Raw genomic sequence first — 17,856 nt, 5'->3', positions numbered from 1 at the left:
TGTGGTGCTTCTCGGTAGGTACCTGCGGGGCTGCCACGTCGTCAGATGCCCGACCGAAGGTCACGCTGCTTGTTCAGCCAGGTGTCGTCGTAGATGAGGTCCATGTAGCGGTCACCGCGGTCCGGGAAGAGCGCCACCGCACGGCAGGGACGCTGGAGGTCCTTCAGCCGCCTGCGCATCGCGGCGACTACCGATCCCGTGGAACCACCGGCGAATATGCCTTCAGTGGCGAGGAGTTCGCGACAGGCGAGTGCCGCTTCCACATCGTCCACGTGCACCACTTCGTCGATCTCGTCCCTCTGCAGGAGTTCCGGTACGCGACTGGATCCGATTCCCGGGATCTCACGCCGACCGGGAGGGGTACCGAAGATGACGGAGCCGACCGCGTCGACAGCTATGACGCGGACCGAAGGGAAAGTCTCCCTCAGCTTCCGCGAGCATCCGAGAATGCTCCCGCTCGTACTCACAGCGGCGAAGAAATAGTCCGGCGGACGAACCAGCTGCTGGGAGATCTCCGTTCCGGAGCCATGGTAGTGCGCAAGCCAGTTCCGCTCGTTCGCGTACTGGTTGATCCACAGGGAGTTCGGAGTGGAGACCACAAGTTCCCGCACACGGCGAAGCCGCGTATGAAGGTACCCGCCCGACTCGTCCACCGTGTTGACGAGCTCCACGTTGGCTCCCAGGCTGCGCAGCAGCAGCACGTTGGCCTGTGTGGTCTTCGGGTCCACGACACAGGTGAAGCTGAGGCCGTAGAGCCGAGCCGCGATGGCCAGGGCGATACCGAAGTTACCGGAACTGGACTCGATGACATGAGCGTTGGCCGGAATTGAGCCGTCGGCGAGTCCGCGCTCCATGATGAACTGCGCGGGACGGTCCTTCATGCTGCCGCCCGGATTCATGAGTTCGAGTTTGGCGAGGACCTCGATCTCGGGATCCGGGAAAAGGCGGTCGAGGGAGACGAGAGGAGTGTTGCCGACGCAATCCAAAATGGAACTGCGGATATCCTCGACGATGACTGAATCGGTGGGGAACAAAAGAGATCATCCTTGCGGGTGGGGTGACGTCTCTTGGTCGGGTACTCAGGGCGTTGCACCGCGAGCGCGGCAATAGGAGGCACTCAAGGGGGAAGGGAAGTGCGCGGCCGCAGCGGCCAGTTCAGCATGGGAAGGCTAACCTAACCTAACCACCGAGCCAACTGGCCCTTTACGTCACATTGGCCGACATGCACCCATTTGCGGATGCAACCCTAAGGAGTGGGTGATGTTCCTCATGCCTGCTGGGAGGCGCCTACGGCACCAGGGGTGCGACACGGGGCGGTCGGCAGTCACTCACCGGTAAGGGCCGCACGGTCGACCGGCTCGCCGGTGTGGAGTCGCCCGGGACCCGCAGAGCTCAAGCTGCTCCATCACACCAGCCGATGACGAGAATGTTCGGGGTCACCGCGATGGAGAGGGAGGTCGGCGGATTGGGCGGCTGCGTGTCATGTCCACCGAGGGCCATCTGCGTTCCGCGATGACCGACGGGTCCCGGATGCCCGCCGGCCAATCCAGCGGTCAGGGGCGGGCCGGGTCGACGTCGAACTGCTCTGCGAGGTCGTCCAGCATGACGTGCGCACCCTGCAGGCTGACGGAGGTGATCCAGGAGGTGTCGTCCACATCGATGGTCTCCCCCTTCAGGGCGCCCCACAGCGGATTCGCCTGGAACCGCTTCTTGGGATTCTCCTTGTTCTCCTGAGGGTTGGTGTAGGTGGCGACGAAGATCCGATCGGCGTCGAGCTTGCTGATCTCTTCCTGGCTGAGGTCGATCTTGATGCTGTCCTTGACGTCCGGCTGGCCCTCGGCGCGCTTCAGGCCGGTGTCGGCGAAGACGCTTCCGGGGAACGACGCGCTGCTGTAGAGGCGCACGGTGGACTCGCCCTCGGTGAAGCGCGCGAGCGTGACCGAGGTGTCGGTTCCGTGCTTCTTCTTGATGGCGGCCCCGATCTTCGCGGCGCGCTCCTCGTAGGTGTTGATCTTGTCTTCGGCCACCTTCTCCTTGCCGAACGCCTTGCCCAGGAGGCGGATGTTGTCCTTCCAAGTGAGCCCGGTCGACTCGCTGAAGACCGTAGGTGCGACGTTGCTGAGCTCGTCGTAGATCTTCTCGTGCCGGATCTTCGCAGAGACGATGACGTCGGGCTTGGCGTCGTAGAGCTTCTCGACGTCCGGGCTGTCCTGCTCGCCGACGATCTTCGCGTCAGCGGCGAACTTCTTGTCCTCGGCGGGGAGGTAGTCCGGCAACTGCTCGGAGGCCGCGGGGTAACGGGTGGCACCCACGACCTTGATCCCGAGGGCGACGGCCGCGTCCACGTAGGACGAGTCGAGTGCGGCCACCGTCTTCGGCTTGTTCTCGATGGTCGTCTTGCCCATCGCGTGCGTGATGGTACGCGGGTATCCCCCCGCCTTCGGGTCCGCCTGCTTCTCGCTGTCGTCGGCATCACCTCCCGAGCAGGCTGTGAGTGCCAAGAGGGAGGCGAATGCGAGCACGGTGGACACACGTCGACCGAGCGCAAGGGTGGCGAGCGACATCGATGGTCCCAACTGTAAAGTGAGGCTTACCTAAGACAGCCTAGGATGCTTCTCGCACCGATCCAACCGATCGAGGTGTACAGCATGTTGAGGGGAGCCCCAGGTGACCGCGCTCGCGGAGCACGGCAGTAAGCCCCGGTCCGAGGCGCCCAGTGAGAGCGCCCGGCGTCATCGGCGCCGCAGGCGGGCACTCTGGCTGCTCGCCCTTGCTCTGCTTCTGGTCTGCGCTGCGAGCATCATGCTGGGTACGAAGCCGATCGCTCCGGGGACCGTGTGGCAGGCCCTCACAGATCCGGCACGGGTCGAGGACCACATCATCGTCCGCTCCCTGCGATTGCCGCGCACGCTGTTGGGCCTCTGCGTCGGTCTGGCCCTCGGCGTAGCGGGTTCACTCATCCAGGCCCATACCAGGAACCCGCTCGCCGACCCTGGTCTGCTCGGCGTCAATCAAGGAGCCGCCTTCGCCGTCGTCACCGCCGTCGTCGTCCTCAACGTCCAGAGCCTTTACGGCTACATCTGGTTCGGGTTCGCCGGGGCGCTGCTCGCCAGCTGCGTCGTCTTCACGCTCGGCAGTATCGGCGGCTCCGGCTCCACACCGATCACCCTCACCCTGGCCGGAGCGGCGGTGAGCGCCCTCCTCAACGGTCTGATCGCGGCGATCGTTCTTGGAAACCGGCAAGGCATGGAGACCTACCGCTTCTGGCACGTCGGGTCCATCGCCAGTCGCGACTACGCGGTCCTCGGCCAGGTGCTGCCGTTCATCGGCACAGGGCTGATCCTTGCGCTCGCCAGCGCTCCTGGAATGAACGCGCTCGCCCTGGGGACCGACGTGGCCAAAGCGCTCGGACAGAACGTCCGACGCACCCGGGTCGTCGGCATCCTGGCCATCACGCTGCTCACCGGAGCCGCGGTGGGAGCCTGCGGGCCGATCGCCTTCCTCGGGCTTCTCGCACCGCACTTGGCCCGTATGCTCACGGGCCCCGACTACCGGTGGCTCGTGCCGTGCGCTGCTCTGACCGGCGGGGTGCTGATCCTCACGGCTGATGTACTGAGCCGGGTGATCTCCGGCGACACGTTCGAGGTCGGAGTCATGATCGCGATCATCGGGGCGCCTGTCTTCGTGTACATGGTGCACCGCAAGGGGGTCGTCCGCATATGAGTCGCATCGCTTTGAGTAAGTCCTCGATCCCCGGTCGCCGGGCGATCGCGTCGGGGCCGGTCGGCTGGAGCTTCCGACTCCGCTCTCTGGTCGTGCCCGTGGTCGCGGCCGCTCTGCTCATCGTCATGGCCTCGCTGAACATCGGTCTCGGGTCCTCGTACATCAGCGTCCCCGACGTACTCGACACCCTGACCGGCGGAGGAGACGCGCGGACCCAGGGGATCATCTTCGATCTCCGGCTCCCCCGCACGCTCAGCGGAATTCTCGTCGGTGGCGCGCTCGGTCTCGCCGGGGCCATCTTCCAGTCCATCGCCCGCAACCCCCTTGCCAGCCCCGACGTCCTTGGCATCACCTGGGGCGCGGGGGTCGGCGCAGTCGGCGCCATCGTCATCGGCGGCAACCTCGCCTCCCTGGGTGTACCGCTCGGCGGGCTGGTGGGAGGGCTCACCGCCGGCGCGCTGCTCTACCTCTTGTCCTGGCGCAAAGGCATCGACGGCTACCGCATGGTGCTGATCGGCATCGGCATCTCCGCCGTCGGATACAACATCGTCTACTGGCTCCTGACCGTCGGTGACGTCGACTCCGCAACGCGTGCCACCACCTGGATCGTGGGCAACCTCAGTGACGTCGGCTGGGAGTCCGTCGGGCCGGTCCTGACCGCGCTGGCCCTACTGGTACCGATCACCCTTGTCTGCTCCCGCATGCTGAGCACACTCCAGTTCGGGGATGACACGGCACGCGGGCTCGGGCTCAGGGTCGACGCCTCCAGAGGTATCCTCCTGCTGCTCGCCGCGCTGTTGGCATCGGTGGCGACAGCGGCGGCCGGGCCGATCACCTTCGTTGCACTGGCGACGCCGCAGATCGCCCTGCGTCTGGTCCGTGCCTCCCAGCCACCACTGCTCAGCTCCCTCGTGATCGGCGCGCTGCTCACCGTCAGCGCGGACTTCGCCGTACGAGTGGCCCCCGGTGCCACCGACCTTCCGGTCGGAGTGCTGACCGCGATCCTGGGCGCTCCTTATCTGATCTTCCTGTTCGTCCGTAACCGCCGAAAGGAAACCGCGTGACCCTGCGAGCAGAGAGCGTCCAACTCGGTTACGGGGAACGCCTCGTAGTCGACAAGCTTGATCTGGACATACCCGAGGGCACGGTCACCTCGATCATCGGCCCGAACGGATGCGGCAAGTCCACCCTGCTCCGGTCCATGGCACGGCTGCTGGCACCCAGCAGCGGCAGTATCTTGCTGGACGGCAAGCACATCGAGAAGCTTCCCTCCCGTGAAGTGGCACGGCGGGTCGGAATCCTGCCTCAGACTCCACTCGCCCCCGAAGGGCTGTCGGTCGCGGAGCTGGTCGCGAGAGGCCGCTACCCTCACCAGCGCTGGTACCGCCAATGGTCCCCGGCCGATGACGACGCCGTCCAGGACGCCCTCGCTCTCACCGGTATGGACGAGCACGCGGGGCGGGTCGTCGACGAACTCTCAGGCGGTCAACGCCAGAGGGCCTGGATCGCCATGACCCTGGCACAGGGGACGGGTATCCTGCTCCTGGACGAGCCGATCACCTACCTCGACCTCGCCCATCAGGTCGAGGTCCTCGATCTGATCCACCGTCTGCACATCGAGCGGGGCACCACCGTGGTGATGGTGCTGCACGACCTGAACCTCGCCGCACGCTACGCGGACACGCTCGTCGCCATGCGCGACGGCCAGATCCTCGCGAAGGGGGTTCCGGCCCAGGTGCTCACGGAGGACAGGCTGAAAGACATCTTCGGGCTGTCGGCCAAGGTCCTTGAGGATCCGGTTTCCGGCACACCGCTCGTCGTGCCTGTCAGTGCACACCTCAACTCCCTCCAACCCAGCGGCTGATCATCTCGGGATGCGGGTGCCTCGACCCACAGCCTTCGATCCGTCACGCCTCGGGAACGTGAGTGAGAGTCCAGTGCTCTTCGCATTCCGGACCGAGGGCGCCGGACACACCCGGCGGATCGGAACGCTTAGGCTTGGCTAACCTAATACAGATGCCAGCGTTGGTGCTTGCCGCAAGGCGCTGCTCAACCTCGGACGACCCCGCCGTTGCAGGAGCGCTACGGGTTCGCGGTGGATCCCGGCCTCGGACTCTGCCTGCGCCGAGGGGAAGCCTTCGGCCGGCGGCCCACGTGGGACAGCGAGGAAGGCCGTACTTCCCCAAGGGCGGCAAGACGCGCACGGTACCGCTGCCTCCCCATCCCGCCGCCCGAGCCCGTGACACTTACGCCGTTTCCCCACTACCTCGTGCAGGCTGTGAGGATGCCGGGCGCGAGCACGCGTCTCCCGGCGGGAGACGGCCGAGCGCCCCGTGGCCGACGGGCCGGTCCCCGGCTGGAGTCTGGGCAACTCCCTTCTCCTCAGGCACACTTGACCCTTGGAAGCGCTCCCGGATACTTTCGGCACGCCCGGCTCGCGCACACGCGTCCGTACCCCCTGTGGGGCCGTTCGGAGGGGTCATGAGGACAGCCATGGACGTACCCTCCGCGTTACCACCCTGCCCGCCCGCAGGACGCGGTCCGCGCGCCGGAAAGGCAGACACGTGAACAATCTGCACAATCTGCACAAACGGCGCCCCGGTGAGCGGCAGTTCCACCGGATGCTCGCGGCGGCGGGCGTCGATCCCGGCCTGGTGCGCTCGCGCACCGAGCTGGAGGACGCGACCTTCAACACGGTCTACCGCGTCCGCCTGAGCGAGGACGCGCCGAGGTACAGCGGTCTGGTACTCAAGATCGCGCCCGATCCGGCGCAGCCGACGCTGAGCTACGAGCGCGGCATCATGCGGACCGAGGGCCTGTTCTACGCGGCCGCGGCGGGCCGGGCGCCGGTGCCCGAGGTGGTGTACGCGGACTTCTCCCGCGAGCTGATCGACACCGACTTCCTGGTGCTGACCGACCTGCCCGGCGCCAACTGGTCCGCCACGCGGGAGCGGATCGGGGACGACGAGCGGGCGGGACTCCGCGGCGAGCTGGGCTCGCTGGTGGCGGCGCTGCACGAGGTGACGGGCCCGGCGTTCGGCTACCCGCAGACCGCGCAGCTCCCGGAAGCCGCGCGGGTCCTCCGGACCGCCGGGGCGCCGGAGGCCGCTTCCCTCGCCCCGCCGCCCGGTTGGCGCGCCGCGTTCCTCGCCATGGTGGACACGGTCCTGGCCGACGCGGCCGCATTCGGCGCGCCGCTGCCGGAGCCCGCCGAGCGGATCCGGGAGACGGTGCACGCCGCGGCGGATCCGCTCGACGCCGTGACCACGCCGGTCCTGGTCCACTTCGACCTCTGGGACGGCAACATCCTGGTCGACCGGGCCGCACCGGACGGGCCGCACCGGATCAGCGGCCTGATCGACGGCGAACGCGCCTTCTGGGGCGACCCGTTGGCGGAGCTGGTCTCGCTGGCCCTCTTCGAGGACATCGAGCGTGACGGGGCGTTCCTCGACGGATACCGGTCGGCCGGCGGCCGGGTCGACTTCGACGCCGAAACCCGGCGGCGGCTCGCCCTCTACCGCTGCTACCTCTATCTGATCATGCTGGTCGAGGTGGTGCCGAGAGGTTTCTCCGGCCCGGAGCAGGAGGCCAGGGACCGCCATGTGAGCGGGCTGCTGCGCGCCGAGCTGGCGGCCCTGGGCAGGGCCGGGCCGGCCTCCTGAGCGCGGAGCCGGATCGGGCTTCGCCCCCGCGCCACAACTGTTGGTTGTGCTGTTAGCTTGGCGGTCATGGAACTCACCGCCGTACGCACCTTCGTCGCCGCCGCGGAGGCGGGTCAGTTCCAGGAAGCCGCGGGCAGCCTGTCGATCACGCAGCAGGCCGTGTCCAAGCGCGTCGCCGCGCTGGAGAAGGAGCTCGGCGTACGGCTCTTCACCCGGGCGCCGCGCGGGGCCCGGCTCACGATCGACGGGCAGGCGTTCCTGCCGCACGCCCGCGCGCTGCTGCGGGCCGAGGAGCGGGCCGCCGCCTCCGTACGGCCGGGGCGCCGCCCCCTGCGCGTCGACGTGATCGGCCGGCGGGCCGCCACGGCGGGGCTGCTGCGCGACTTCCACGGCGCGCATCCCGGGACCGACCTCGATGTCATGACCCTGTACAGCGCCGAGGAGGCGTTCGCGGCGGTCCGCGACGGCACGATCGACGCGACGTTCCGCGCCGTCACCATGCCCGGACTGCCGCTCCCCGAAGGGGTCGAGGCGACCCCGGTCCTCGACGAGCCGCTCCAGCTCGTCACGGGGCCGGCCCATCCGTACGCCGCCGCCGACGCGGTCACCCCCGCCCAGCTCGCGGGCCGGCGGATCTGGATGCCCGCCAACCGGTCGGGAACGGAGTGGGCCGCCTACTACGACGAGCTCGCCGCCGCGTTCGGACTCACCGTCGACGCCATCGGCCCGGACTTCGGCGTCGAGGCGCTGCTGGACACGATCGCGAACTCCGCGACGCTGGGCACCTTCATGAGCGAGCGCACCCCCCTCGTCTGGCCCGCCGGCCACGATCTGCGGCGCATCCCCCTGCGCGATCCGACCCCGGTCTACCCGCACTGCCTGGTCCGGCGCACCGACAACCCGCACCCGGCCCTCACCGCACTCCGCGACCACCTCACCGCCGCCGCGCGCCCCCGCCTCACCGCGCCGGAGATCTGGACCCCGGCATGGGCCCTGCGCGCCGCCGGGCCGGGACGCCCGCAGCAGGGCAACTGACCCCGCGTACACCCCGGTTACCCCGACTTCCCCCGGAGTACGGCAACTTCGCCCGTGCCCCGGTCGTCTCTCCCGGTATGACGAAGAGAACCCGCGCCTACGCCCTCTCCGCCGCCCTGACCCTCGCCCTCGCCGCCCCGGGCCTCCCGGCGCTCTCCGCCGGAACGGCCGCCGCGGCCCCCGCGTCCGGCGCCGCGGCCGTCTCCCCGGCCGCGACCGGTGCCGAACTGCCCCGCCCCACCGGCCCGTACGGGGTCGGCCGGGACACCCTGCGCCTGGTGGACCAGGACCGCACCGATCCGTGGGTGCCGGAGTCGGGGCCGCGCCGGCTGCTGGTGTCGATGTACTACCCGGCCGCGCCGGGCACCGGCCGCCCGGCGCCGTATCTGACGGCCGACGAGGCCCGTGCCTTCCTGGTGAACAACGGTGTCACCGGCTCCCTCGCCGAGCCGATGAGCGCGACGCGGGTGCACTCCCGTCTGGACGCGCGGGCGCTGCCGGGGCGCTATCCGCTCGTCGTGCTCTCGCCCGGCTTCTCCCTCTCCCGGCTCACCCTCTCCCTGCTCGCGGAGGACCTGACCAGCCGCGGCTACGTCGTCGCGCTGGTGGACCACGCGTACGAGAGCTTCGGTACGAGCTGGCCCGACGGCTCCTTCACCTCCTGCGTCGCGTGCGAGGTACACGGCGAGGAGGGCAAGCCGGCCGTGGCCGACGTACGCTCCGCCGATGTCTCCTTCCTGCTGGACCGGCTGACCGGCGCACGGCCCGCGTGGGAGCGCGCCCGGCTGATCGACCGTTCCCGGATCGGCATGGCGGGGCACTCCATCGGCGGTGACTCCGCCGAGCAGACCATGTCCGACGACCCGCGCGTCCTGGCCGGGGTCAACATGGACGGCAGCTTCCACCGGAAGGAGCCCGGCGCCGGGGTCGCCGGGCGCCCGTTCCTGCTGCTGGGCACGGACAGCCTGCACCGTCCCGGCGGCGGGGACACGAGCTGGGACACCACCTGGGAGCGGCTGGACGGCTGGAAGCGCTGGCTGACGGTGGCCGGCTCGGCGCACGTCACCTCGTTCACGGATGTCTCGGCGGTGATCGACCAGCTCGGCATGGAGGACCCCACGGGGGCCACCCTCCCGCCGGACCGGGCGAACGCGATCGTCCGGGAGTACCTCGCCGCCTTCTTCGACCGCCACCTGCGCCACGTACCGCGTCCGCTGCTGGACGGGGAGTCCGCCGCCTACCCGGAGGTGGCCTTCCACCGCCCGTGAACCGGTAGTCCGGTGAACCGGTACGACGGTCACGCGGTGCGGTTGCGGCCCACGTAGACGTTCCGCGCCCGGTAGAAGGTGTCGCCGCCCGGCCCCGAGGAGCCCGAGGAGCCCTCCATCTGGAGGTTGATGATCAGCCAGAGCGGTTTGCCGACGAACCCGGCCCCCCGGTGGACCGCCTTCCAGGTGCCGTCGAGGTAGTAGTGGATGTCCACGTCCGTGGCGCTCACCTTGGTGATCCAGGCGCGGTACGTGTGCCAGGAGCCGGGCGAGGAGACGCCGACGATCGTGGTCGACACGTCCGAGGAGGTACGGAAGGTGTTGAACCAGTTGTCGGTGTTCCCCTTGAACTCCAGGATGTCGCTCTCCGGCGGCCAGCTGTTGACCCCGGTCAGCCAGAACGCGGGCCAGGTGCCCGCCCCGCTCGGGGCCTGGAACTCGCCCTTGACCTCGTAGTCGGGGAACTGGTCGGTCACCACGATCTGGTTCTTCGCGTGCACCGCGCCCGAGTGGTAGCGGATCGGCAGGTGCGGCGTCGAGCTGCTCGTGCCCTCGTCCCAGGTGATCCGGGTCGCCTGGAGGGTGAGTACGCCGGAGTTGAGATAGATGTGGTTGTGGTCGGTGGAACTGCCGTACATCCGGGCGCTGCCGTTGTGGTCGCTTCCCCAGGGGTACCGGTAGTTCCACTCCGCCTCGAAGGCGGCGTAGCTGCCGAAGGACCCGTTGATCACGTCCTCCCACGCGGCCGCCGCCCGCGCCGGGCGTGCCGTGCCCGGCGCGGCGGCGGCCTGCGCCGTACGGGGCAGAGCGGCGCCCAGCGCCATCGCCCCGCCGAGCGCCGCGGCCCCGCCGAGGAAGCTCCTGCGGGCGGCGCGGCCGCTGCGCCCGCGGCCGTCTCTGCTGTCTCTGCTGTCACTGCTGGCTCTGTCGTCTCTGCTGTCACTGCTGTCGTTGCCGTGCGACTCGCTCCGTGCAGGTACGTCCCGCATGACGTCTCCCAAGATGGGACAGAAAGCATCAGGACTCCACACATTCCCAAGGGGATCATCGGGCGTCAACGGGTGCGGCAGGCTCCCCCTCCCCGGTGACGGCGGCGACCCGGGCGGCGGTGTGATCACCCGTCATGGCGTAGGGACGGCCGACCATTCGGGGGAACGTCGGGGCGTAGAAGGCGTCGGATTCGTTCTCCGTCCCGGCCGACCCGTTCCCATGTCCTTTGTCCGGCCCGCGTGCTGTACGCCGAACTCACGCATGCCGCAAGTCCACCGCACCATCCGGAACACCAGCGAGGGGGGACACGATGACCCCGGGAGCCGACATCAAGACCGACCACACCGCCCGCGCCCGCGCCTGTGCCCGTGGGCCCGCCTCTGCCCCTGCCCCTGACTCAGACTCAGACTCTGCGCGTGACCGCGTCCGTCCCCGCGCCCCGTACGCCTGGGGAGCCGCGGCCCTGTGCGCCGCCTTCGCCCTGACGGGCTGCTCGCTGCTGGGCGCCGGAAGCTCCGACACGTCCGCGGACGACAAGGCCGTGCCCGCCACGGAGGCCGCCACCGTCCGCCCCGCGGTGCGCCCGGCGGCGCCCGTGCCCAGCGCGCTGGAGGGCGTCCACGTCAACGTCGAGGACGGAGCCGTGGTCGGGGTCGGGATGCCGGTGTCGCTCACCTTCGAGCAACCCGTACCCGCCGCCGAACGGGCCGCCGTAGAACGGGCCCTGACCGTCACCAGCAGGCCGCCCGTGACCGGCTCCTGGAGCTGGGTGAAGGACCGCCACCTCGACGACGGCCAGCGCCTCGACTACCGCCCGCGCACCTACTGGACCCCCGGCACGAAGGTCACCCTCCGCACGGGCCCGCGCGCCCGATCCGGCACGGGTTCCGGCCCGGCGAGCACGCTGAACCGGCGCTTCTCCGTCGGCCGGTCCCTCATCGCCACCGTCGACGTGCCCGGCCACTTCATGACGGTCGTGAAGGGCGGGGTCGCCACCCGGATCCCCATCACGGCCGGGGCGCCCGGCATGGAGACCTGGAACGGCGTCATGGTCGTCTCGGACAAGGAGCGCCGGGTGCTGATGGACTCCAGCACCGTCGGCTTCGGCGACGCGTACAAGGGCTACTACAACTACGCCGTCCATCTGACGTCCTCCGGCACCTATCTCCACGAGAACCCGCTGGCCGACGTCCACGCGGGGCGCGAGAACATCACGCACGGCTGCGTCGGTCTCCCCACGGACGGCACGGCGCGGCGCTTCTTCGAGGAGGTCATCCCCGGGGACGTCGTACAGGTCACGGGCTCGCCGGAGACGGTCGATCCGGGCAACGGTTACGGGGACTGGAACATCCCCTGGAGCCGGTGGCTGGCGGACAGCGCCCTGCGGTGACCGGGTTGCCCGGCGGCCGGGGCCCGGTCAGCGGGTACTGACCCAGTGCGGGTCCGGGACCACCGTCAGGACCGCCGAGACCAGCACGACCAGGGCCAGTACGGCCAGTTCGGCGCGGGCGGGGCGCGTGGGGTCGCCGCCCCCGCCCAGCCGGCGCCGGGCCGCCAGCGCCAGCGCGCACACCACCGCCACCAGGACGAGCTTGGCGATCAGAACCCGGCCGTACGCCGTCGTGAGGACGACATCGGCGGGGAGCCTGCGCAGGGCCGAGACCGTGCCGGTGGCGGCGAGCACGGCGAGCAGCCGGCCCGCGTGGCGGGCGTACCGGGCGAGCAGCTCCCCGGCCCCGCCCGGTACGCCGCGGCGGAGCCACATCGCCCGCAGTACGTACAGCAGCCCGCCGGTCCAGAGCGACGCCGCGGTGAGATGGACGACGGTGAGCGCGGCGCCCAGCAGCGGGGTGTACGGCTCGGGGTGGGCCCGCAGCGCCTCCGCGCCGACGACGGCGGCGAGCGGGGCGAGGGCGAGGACCGGGCGGGTCGAAGTGGCGCAGCCGGCGGCCAGCAGGAAGCCGTTGGCCATGACGAGCAGGAGGCGGCCGTCGGCGGTGCCGTACACCGTGGTGAGGTCGAGCCCGCTGACCCGGGCCAGCAGCACGATCTGCCCGGCCGAGGCGGCGGCCCCGGCGAGTGACGCGGCGACGGCCCAGCGGCGCGGCTCGGGGAAGGTCACGGGGGCGGTCACAGGAGCCGTCACGGGCGCGGTCCCGAGGACGCTCCCGGGGGCCGTACGGAGTGGTCCGGAGCGGGCGGTTCCGGTGCGGGCGAGCCGGCCGCCCGCGAGTTCGCCGAGGTGCACGGCGAGCGCGGCGAAGACCACCGCGCGCAGCACGGTGATGGCGCCCGCGCCGGGTATGCGCAGTTCCCCCGTGCCCCGGGCGGCGGCGCTCGCGCCCAGCAGCGCGACGAGCAGGGCCGTCAGCGTGCCGCCCGCGACGAGAGCCGCGGTGGTCAGCGTGGCTCGGCGGCCGGAACCGTGGGCGGTGTCGTCGACGGACGGACCAGGAAATATCACCTGCTCATCATCTCTACGGATCGCGCGGAGCGGCAACGCGACCGTCATCGTCGTGAAGCCGATGGTTTCAGCCGCGCCAGGGCTTGTAGTGGGGGTTGTCCTGGCACTGCGCCATGGTCTCGGTCTTCTTCGCCAGGTCCACCGGGCAGGCGCCGACGACGCGTTCCCGGGAGACGCCGCCGGGGAAGGCGACCTCGTCGCTCCCCACGGGCTGCCGGGGAGCGCCGAGGGTCCGGTCGACGTCGACGCCGCCGGGCGCGTCGATGTAGTAGTTGTAGACGGGCTTGTCCCCCACCGTGGACTTGTAGAGGTCGTGGTCGTAGCTGGCCGAGACGTACGGCGAGCCCTGCCCGGCCGCGGTGTGGCGACTCAGGTCGTACCGGCCGTCCAGCGGCGCGTCGGGGTGGAGGCCCTGTTCGAAGACGAGCTGCGGCGCCCGGCTGTCGGCGCGGTAGAGCTGACGGCAGTCGGTACGCCAGTACGGCGTCGGGGTGATCCGCGCGACCTCGACCCGGTGGTCCACGGCGGCGAACATCTTGTCCTCGACGAGCGGACACCGGTCGGCGGCCGGGGCCGGCTCGGCCCCCGGGGCCGCCGGTGCGCCTGGTGCGCCCGGGGCGGGCGGGGCGGGCGGTACGGATGGAGTGGGCGGAGTGGGCGGGGCGGGTTCGGCGGGTCTCACGGTGGCCGAGGGGGACGGTTCCGGTCCTGACACGGCCCCCGTGGCCGAGGCGGCGGGGATGAACACGGCGGCGACGGAGAGGGCGACGGCCGCGGCCCGCCGCCGCAGGCGAGAAGTGGTCATGGGGAGCACCCTCCACGCTCCGCGGCGGCGGGCCGTGGACCGTCACCCGGATTGGGGCGTGTTGCCGGGCGTGTTGCCGGGCCCGCCGCGGTCAGCGGAAGACGCCCGTGTGCCCGAGCGAGTAGCGGCCCGGCTGCGGGTAGACCGCGAGACCGTGCGGTCCGCCGCCGACCGGGATCCGGGCCAGCTCCTTGCCGCTGGTGGTGTCGATCGCGTACACCTCCGCGTTGTAACGCCCCGACAGCCAGAGAACCTTGCCGTCCGACGAGACGCCGCCCATGTCGGGGCTGCCGCCGCCGGGCAGGTGCCACTTCTTCGTCAGCTTGTCCTGCTTGAAGTCGAAGACGGAGATGGAGCCCTCGCCCCGGTTGGAGATGTACATCTCGCGGGAGTTCCGGCTCACGTAGAGACCGTGCGTGCCCTTGCCGGTGGGCAGCAGCTTCGGGGTGGAGAACTTCTTCCCGTCCAGCACCCACATGCCGTCGGCCATCATGTCCGCGATGTAGAACGTGCCGCCGTCCGGCGAGATCTTCACGTCCTGGGGCATCGCCCCCTCGAAGGGCAGGGTCTGCTGGCCGACGACCTTCATCTTCGCGGTGTCGACCTTCAGGAGTTCGCCGGAGAACTCGCAGGAGACGATGAAGTACCGGCCGTCCGCCGAGAAGTCCGCGTGGTTGACGCCCGCGCAGGTGACCGGCTCGGTCTTGACCACCTTCATGGTGTGCGGATCGCGGAAGACGAGTTCCCGGTCGAGGGAGGCCATGACGACGGCGTACTTGCCGTCGGGCGTGAAGTAGAGGTTGTACGGGTCGTGCACGTCGACCGGTTCGCCGGCCTTGCCGGTGGCGGGGTCGATCGGGGTGAGGGTGTGGCCGCGGTTGTTGTTGACCCAGAGGGTCTTGAGGTCCCAGGACGGCACGACGTGCTGCGGCTGCCGGCCGACCGGGATCGTCTCGATGACCTCGTACGTCGCCGGGTCGATGACGGAGACCGTGTCCGAGTTGGTGTTGGGCACGTACACCCGCGAGGGGAAGCCCCGTACGACGGGCGAGAGCATGCCGGGACGGTCGGCGGCGTAGATGTCCTTGGGATCCTGCACCGGGGGCATGCCCGGCAGACCGGCGGGCACGGACCGCACCGGGGCGGCCGGGCGCGCGGCCTTGGTGGCGGTGGCCTCCGTACGGACCGGCCCGCCGGAGTCACCGCACCCCGCGAGCACGGCGGCGAGGGAGAAGGCCGCGGCGGCGGTCGCGAGACGCCCCGAACGGCGGCCGTAACGGGGCGAGTTGAGGCGGTAGGCGGAGCGCGGGGAGAGGCGGCGGGCGCGGGGAGGAGTTCGGTGCATCAGGTCAGCAGCTCCGTGGTCGTCACCGCGCGCAGGCCGCGGCGTTCCAGTGCGTCGAGGAGGGCGGGCAGCGCGGCCACCGTGTCCGCGTAGCCGAAGTGCAGGCTCACCACGGAGCCGTCGCGGATCTCTCCGGTGACGGTACGGACGACGGCCGCGGCGCCGGGCGAGGTGAAGTCGAGGGAGTCGACGTCGTACGAGAGGACGTGCGGGTAGCCGGCCCGCCGGGCCAGCCGCTGGACGAGCGGGGTGGCGTGCTGGGTGCGGGACGGCCGGAACCAGGTGCCGATGGAGCCGGTGAGCCGGCGCAGCCGCTGGGCGCAGCCGGTGATCTCCGCGTACGCCTCCGCCTCGTCCATGGCTGAGATGTCGGTGTGGTGCAGTGTGTGGTTGCCGAGGTCGTGGCCGCCGTCGAGGATCCGGCGGGCGAGGGCGGGCTGTTCGTCGAGCCAGGTGCCGACCGCGAGGACGGTGACCCGGGCCCCGGCGCGTTCCGCCTCGGCGAGCAGGGCGGTGGCGGTGGCGGGGTCGCCCTGGCCGTGGAAGGTGAGGGCGACGCGGGGGCGGCCACGGGGGCCGTGCTCGATCTCGGTGGGCTGCCCGGGGAAGCGCCGGGGCGCGGGGGCACTGCGTGCGGCGGGCCGTACCGTACCGGGGCTGGCGCCCGAGGCTCCCGGGCTGTTGCCTGGGGCGGTCGCTGACGGCTTTACAGAAGTGGGGGTTGTGTCGGAACAGCTGGTGGCGAGGGCGCCCGTGACGGCAGCGCCGGCTGCTGCGCGCAGTGCACTGCGGCGGTCGATCGGGATCACGACACCATTTAAGACGTAAATGGGACGAAAGGTGACGATTGACCCGCTGCGCGGCCCTCACGGGTGTCGCGGGGCGTCGCGAGGTGCCACGGGGCGCGGCGGAGTGCCGTGAAATGTCGCGGGGCGTCGCGAGGTGTCGTGGCGGCTACGGAATCTGGCGGTCCGCGACCCGCATCTCGAACCAGGTGGTCTTGCCGCGCGGCAGCAGGTCCACGCCCCACCGGTCGGAGAGCCGGTCGACCAGGAAGAGGCCGCGCCCGCTGGTGTCCAGCTCACGCACCGGCATCAGGCACGGCAGCCCGCGCGAGGGGTCGCGCACCTCGATCCTGATCCAGCCGCGGCGGCGCAGCATCCGTAACCCGAAGACGCGGGCGCCGGTGTGGCGGACGGCGTTGCCGACCAGCTCGGAGACGAGCAGGACCGCGTACTCGGCGGTTCCCGGCGAGAGCTGCCACTGGCGCAGCACCACGCTGTGGGTGATCCGGCGGGCGGCGGCGGCGGATTCGGGGCGGGACGGCAGCCGTACCTCCGCCTCCGTCGGGTTGCCGAACAATTCCAGCGCTTTGAGCGCCTGTTCGTCGTCGACGGACGGTATCCACCGCTCGGCGGCGGCGTGTCCGCGCTGCCGCGGCTGCTCCGTACCCTCCAGGCCCGCCATGCCCCCCATCATGGCCGCACGGCGCTCCCACCGTGGCCGTTCCCTGGTATTCAGCCCCCCGGAACGAGGCATTCCGGTGGGCGTGATCGGCATATGCCCTTGGCAGAAATTGAGCTTGAGCACCTATCCTGACCTGCGATGACGAGAACCGATTGAAAGATCACCAAATGTGATCGCGAAGGCTTCCTTAAGCCTGCCTTAAGGTTGCGCCGGGCGGTGCACGGGGTTGACGTAACGGCCACGCATGTCCAACAGGGCGGTTCTCAGAGGAACTTCGCCTTGCCCGGCCCCTCCTCCGCGAAGGACCGCATGCCGCGCTCGCGGTCCTCGGTGGCGAACAGGCTCGCGAACCAGGTCCGTTCGAGGGCGAGTCCGGTCTCCAGGTCCGTTTCGAGACCCGCGTCGACCGACTCCTTCGCGGCGCGCAGCGCGAGCGCCGGCCCCTGCGCGAGCTTCGCCGCCCAGGCGTGCGCCTGCTCGTACACCTCGGCCGCCGGGACGACCCGGTCGACCAGGCCGATGGCCAGCGCCTCGTCCGCCCGCACCTGACGGCCGGTGAAGATCAGGTCCTTGGCGCGGGACGGGCCGATCAGCCGCGCGAGCCGCTGGGTGCCGCCCGCGCCCGGGATCAACCCCAGCAGGATCTCGGGCTGGCCGAGCTTGGCGTTGTCCCCGGCGATGCGGTAATCCGCGCAGAGGGCCAGCTCGCAGCCGCCGCCCAGCGCGTACCCGGTGACGGCCGCGACGACCGGCTTGGGGATCCTGGCCACGGCCGTGAACGACTCCTGGAGCGCCCGGGAGCGCCCGATCATCGCCGCGTGGTCCATCGCCCGCATCTCCTTGATGTCGGCGCCGGCCGCGAAGACCTTCTCGCCGCCGTAGAGGATCACGGAGCGCACGTCGTCCCGCGCCCCCGCCTCCACGGCCAGTTCGCGCAGCCGGTCCTGAAGGGCGGTGTCGAGCGCGTTCATCGGGGGGCGGTCGAGCCGGATCGTACCGACGCCGCCGGAGACCTCAAGATTCACGTATGCCATGCCAACGAGGTTAACCGGCGCTAACGACAACGGGCCCGGTCGCGCACCGCACGGGTGCGCGAC

At 70.6% G+C, this 17,856-nt stretch carries 16 protein-coding genes; 7 read left to right on the top strand and 9 right to left on the bottom strand.

The genetic code is table 11. The features are described from left to right. Positions 1–41 precede the first annotated feature (41 nt). Both sbnA and ACFXKG_RS35640 read right to left on the bottom strand, forming a co-directional pair. On the bottom strand, positions 42–1,034 hold the full coding sequence (gene sbnA, locus ACFXKG_RS35645; RefSeq protein ID WP_384847930.1) for a 2,3-diaminopropionate biosynthesis protein SbnA: 993 nt from the start codon (positions 1,032–1,034) through the stop codon (positions 42–44). 519 nt (positions 1,035–1,553) lie between these two features. Beyond that, a complete protein-coding gene (locus ACFXKG_RS35640; protein ID WP_384847927.1) occupies positions 1,554–2,405 on the bottom strand; it encodes an ABC transporter substrate-binding protein in 852 nt (283 codons plus the stop codon). Between the two features lie 262 nt (positions 2,406–2,667). Here ACFXKG_RS35640 and ACFXKG_RS35635 point away from each other — a divergent pair, with 262 nt between their 5' ends. The 6 genes from ACFXKG_RS35635 (at position 2,668) to ACFXKG_RS35610 (ending at position 9,688) form a co-directional block, all read left to right on the top strand. Further along, entirely contained in the window at positions 2,668–3,723 is a 1,056-nt protein-coding gene (locus tag ACFXKG_RS35635; RefSeq protein ID WP_384847924.1) for a FecCD family ABC transporter permease, read from the top strand. Next, positions 3,720–4,787: a FecCD family ABC transporter permease gene (locus ACFXKG_RS35630; protein ID WP_384847921.1), complete on the top strand. Its 1,068-nt coding sequence runs from the start codon at positions 3,720–3,722 to the stop codon at positions 4,785–4,787. Before ACFXKG_RS35635 ends, ACFXKG_RS35630 begins: the two co-directional genes overlap by 4 nt. Then, positions 4,784–5,587 (top strand): ABC transporter ATP-binding protein, encoded by an 804-nt coding sequence (locus tag ACFXKG_RS35625; RefSeq protein WP_384847918.1) that lies wholly within the window; start codon positions 4,784–4,786, stop codon positions 5,585–5,587. Before ACFXKG_RS35630 ends, ACFXKG_RS35625 begins: the two co-directional genes overlap by 4 nt. Before the next feature lie 700 nt (positions 5,588–6,287). Then, complete coding sequence (locus ACFXKG_RS35620; RefSeq protein ID WP_384847915.1) at positions 6,288–7,385, top strand: phosphotransferase family protein; 1,098 nt, start codon at positions 6,288–6,290, stop codon at positions 7,383–7,385. A gap of 66 nt (positions 7,386–7,451) precedes the next feature. After that, a complete protein-coding gene (locus ACFXKG_RS35615; RefSeq protein WP_384847912.1) occupies positions 7,452–8,420 on the top strand; it encodes a LysR family transcriptional regulator in 969 nt (322 codons plus the stop codon). A gap of 77 nt (positions 8,421–8,497) precedes the next feature. Further along, on the top strand, positions 8,498–9,688 hold the full coding sequence (locus tag ACFXKG_RS35610) for an alpha/beta hydrolase family protein (protein ID WP_384847909.1): 1,191 nt from the start codon (positions 8,498–8,500) through the stop codon (positions 9,686–9,688). 29 nt (positions 9,689–9,717) lie between these two features. On the opposite strand, the gene ACFXKG_RS35605 is transcribed toward ACFXKG_RS35610, so the two are convergent. Beyond that, on the bottom strand, positions 9,718–10,677 hold the full coding sequence (locus ACFXKG_RS35605; RefSeq protein WP_384847906.1) for a glycoside hydrolase: 960 nt from the start codon (positions 10,675–10,677) through the stop codon (positions 9,718–9,720). A gap of 311 nt (positions 10,678–10,988) precedes the next feature. Between ACFXKG_RS35605 and ACFXKG_RS35600 the strand changes: the two genes are divergently transcribed. Beyond that, entirely contained in the window at positions 10,989–12,068 is a 1,080-nt protein-coding gene (locus tag ACFXKG_RS35600; RefSeq protein ID WP_384847903.1) for a L,D-transpeptidase, read from the top strand. A 27-nt stretch (positions 12,069–12,095) separates the two neighbouring features. Here the strand turns inward: ACFXKG_RS35600 and ACFXKG_RS35595 are convergent, their stop codons facing one another. From ACFXKG_RS35595 to ACFXKG_RS35570, 6 genes are all read right to left on the bottom strand, one after another. Beyond that, the gene (locus ACFXKG_RS35595) at positions 12,096–13,190 is read right to left on the bottom strand and encodes a CopD family protein (protein WP_384847900.1); all 1,095 of its coding nucleotides are present in this window, start codon (positions 13,188–13,190) and stop codon (positions 12,096–12,098) included. A gap of 19 nt (positions 13,191–13,209) precedes the next feature. Next, positions 13,210–13,947 (bottom strand): ADP-ribosyltransferase, encoded by a 738-nt coding sequence (locus ACFXKG_RS35590; protein ID WP_384847898.1) that lies wholly within the window; start codon positions 13,945–13,947, stop codon positions 13,210–13,212. Between the two features lie 91 nt (positions 13,948–14,038). Beyond that, positions 14,039–15,292: a hypothetical protein gene (locus ACFXKG_RS35585; protein ID WP_384847895.1), complete on the bottom strand. Its 1,254-nt coding sequence runs from the start codon at positions 15,290–15,292 to the stop codon at positions 14,039–14,041. After that, entirely contained in the window at positions 15,292–16,101 is an 810-nt protein-coding gene (locus ACFXKG_RS35580) for a polysaccharide deacetylase family protein (RefSeq protein ID WP_384847892.1), read from the bottom strand. The genes ACFXKG_RS35585 and ACFXKG_RS35580 overlap by 1 nt, the downstream gene beginning before the upstream one ends. 145 nt (positions 16,102–16,246) lie before the next feature. After that, complete coding sequence (locus tag ACFXKG_RS35575; protein WP_384847889.1) at positions 16,247–16,771, bottom strand: ATP-binding protein; 525 nt, start codon at positions 16,769–16,771, stop codon at positions 16,247–16,249. Between the two features lie 251 nt (positions 16,772–17,022). Next, positions 17,023–17,793 carry an enoyl-CoA hydratase/isomerase family protein gene (locus tag ACFXKG_RS35570; protein WP_384847886.1) on the bottom strand — a complete coding sequence of 257 codons (771 nt, stop codon included), beginning with the start codon at positions 17,791–17,793 and terminating at the stop codon, positions 17,023–17,025. Between the last annotated feature and the right edge of the window lie 63 nt (positions 17,794–17,856).

Origin of the sequence: Streptomyces sp. NPDC059255, from assembly GCF_042752355.1 — a bacterium.
Classification (GTDB): Bacteria; Actinomycetota; Actinomycetes; order Streptomycetales; family Streptomycetaceae; genus Streptomyces.
This window is presented reverse-complemented; position numbering and strand designations above follow the sequence as displayed.

Bases quoted from the DNA above. Each gene is read 5' to 3' on its own strand.
- ACFXKG_RS35640 (WP_384847927.1), bottom strand. From the start codon at position 2,405: ATGGGCAAGACGACCATCGAGAACAAGCCGAAGACGGTGGCCGCACTC.
- ACFXKG_RS35630 (WP_384847921.1), top strand. From the start codon at position 3,720: ATGAGTCGCATCGCTTTGAGTAAGTCCTCGATCCCCGGTCGCCGGGCG.
- ACFXKG_RS35615 (WP_384847912.1), top strand. From the start codon at position 7,452: ATGGAACTCACCGCCGTACGCACCTTCGTCGCCGCCGCGGAGGCGGGT.
- ACFXKG_RS35610 (WP_384847909.1), top strand. From the start codon at position 8,498: ATGACGAAGAGAACCCGCGCCTACGCCCTCTCCGCCGCCCTGACCCTC.
- ACFXKG_RS35605 (WP_384847906.1), bottom strand. From the start codon at position 10,677: ATGCGGGACGTACCTGCACGGAGCGAGTCGCACGGCAACGACAGCAGT.
- ACFXKG_RS35600 (WP_384847903.1), top strand. From the start codon at position 10,989: ATGACCCCGGGAGCCGACATCAAGACCGACCACACCGCCCGCGCCCGC.
- ACFXKG_RS35595 (WP_384847900.1), bottom strand. From the start codon at position 13,190: ATGACGGTCGCGTTGCCGCTCCGCGCGATCCGTAGAGATGATGAGCAG.
- ACFXKG_RS35590 (WP_384847898.1), bottom strand. From the start codon at position 13,947: ATGACCACTTCTCGCCTGCGGCGGCGGGCCGCGGCCGTCGCCCTCTCC.
- ACFXKG_RS35585 (WP_384847895.1), bottom strand. From the start codon at position 15,292: ATGCACCGAACTCCTCCCCGCGCCCGCCGCCTCTCCCCGCGCTCCGCC.
- ACFXKG_RS35575 (WP_384847889.1), bottom strand. From the start codon at position 16,771: ATGATGGGGGGCATGGCGGGCCTGGAGGGTACGGAGCAGCCGCGGCAG.
- ACFXKG_RS35570 (WP_384847886.1), bottom strand. From the start codon at position 17,793: ATGGCATACGTGAATCTTGAGGTCTCCGGCGGCGTCGGTACGATCCGG.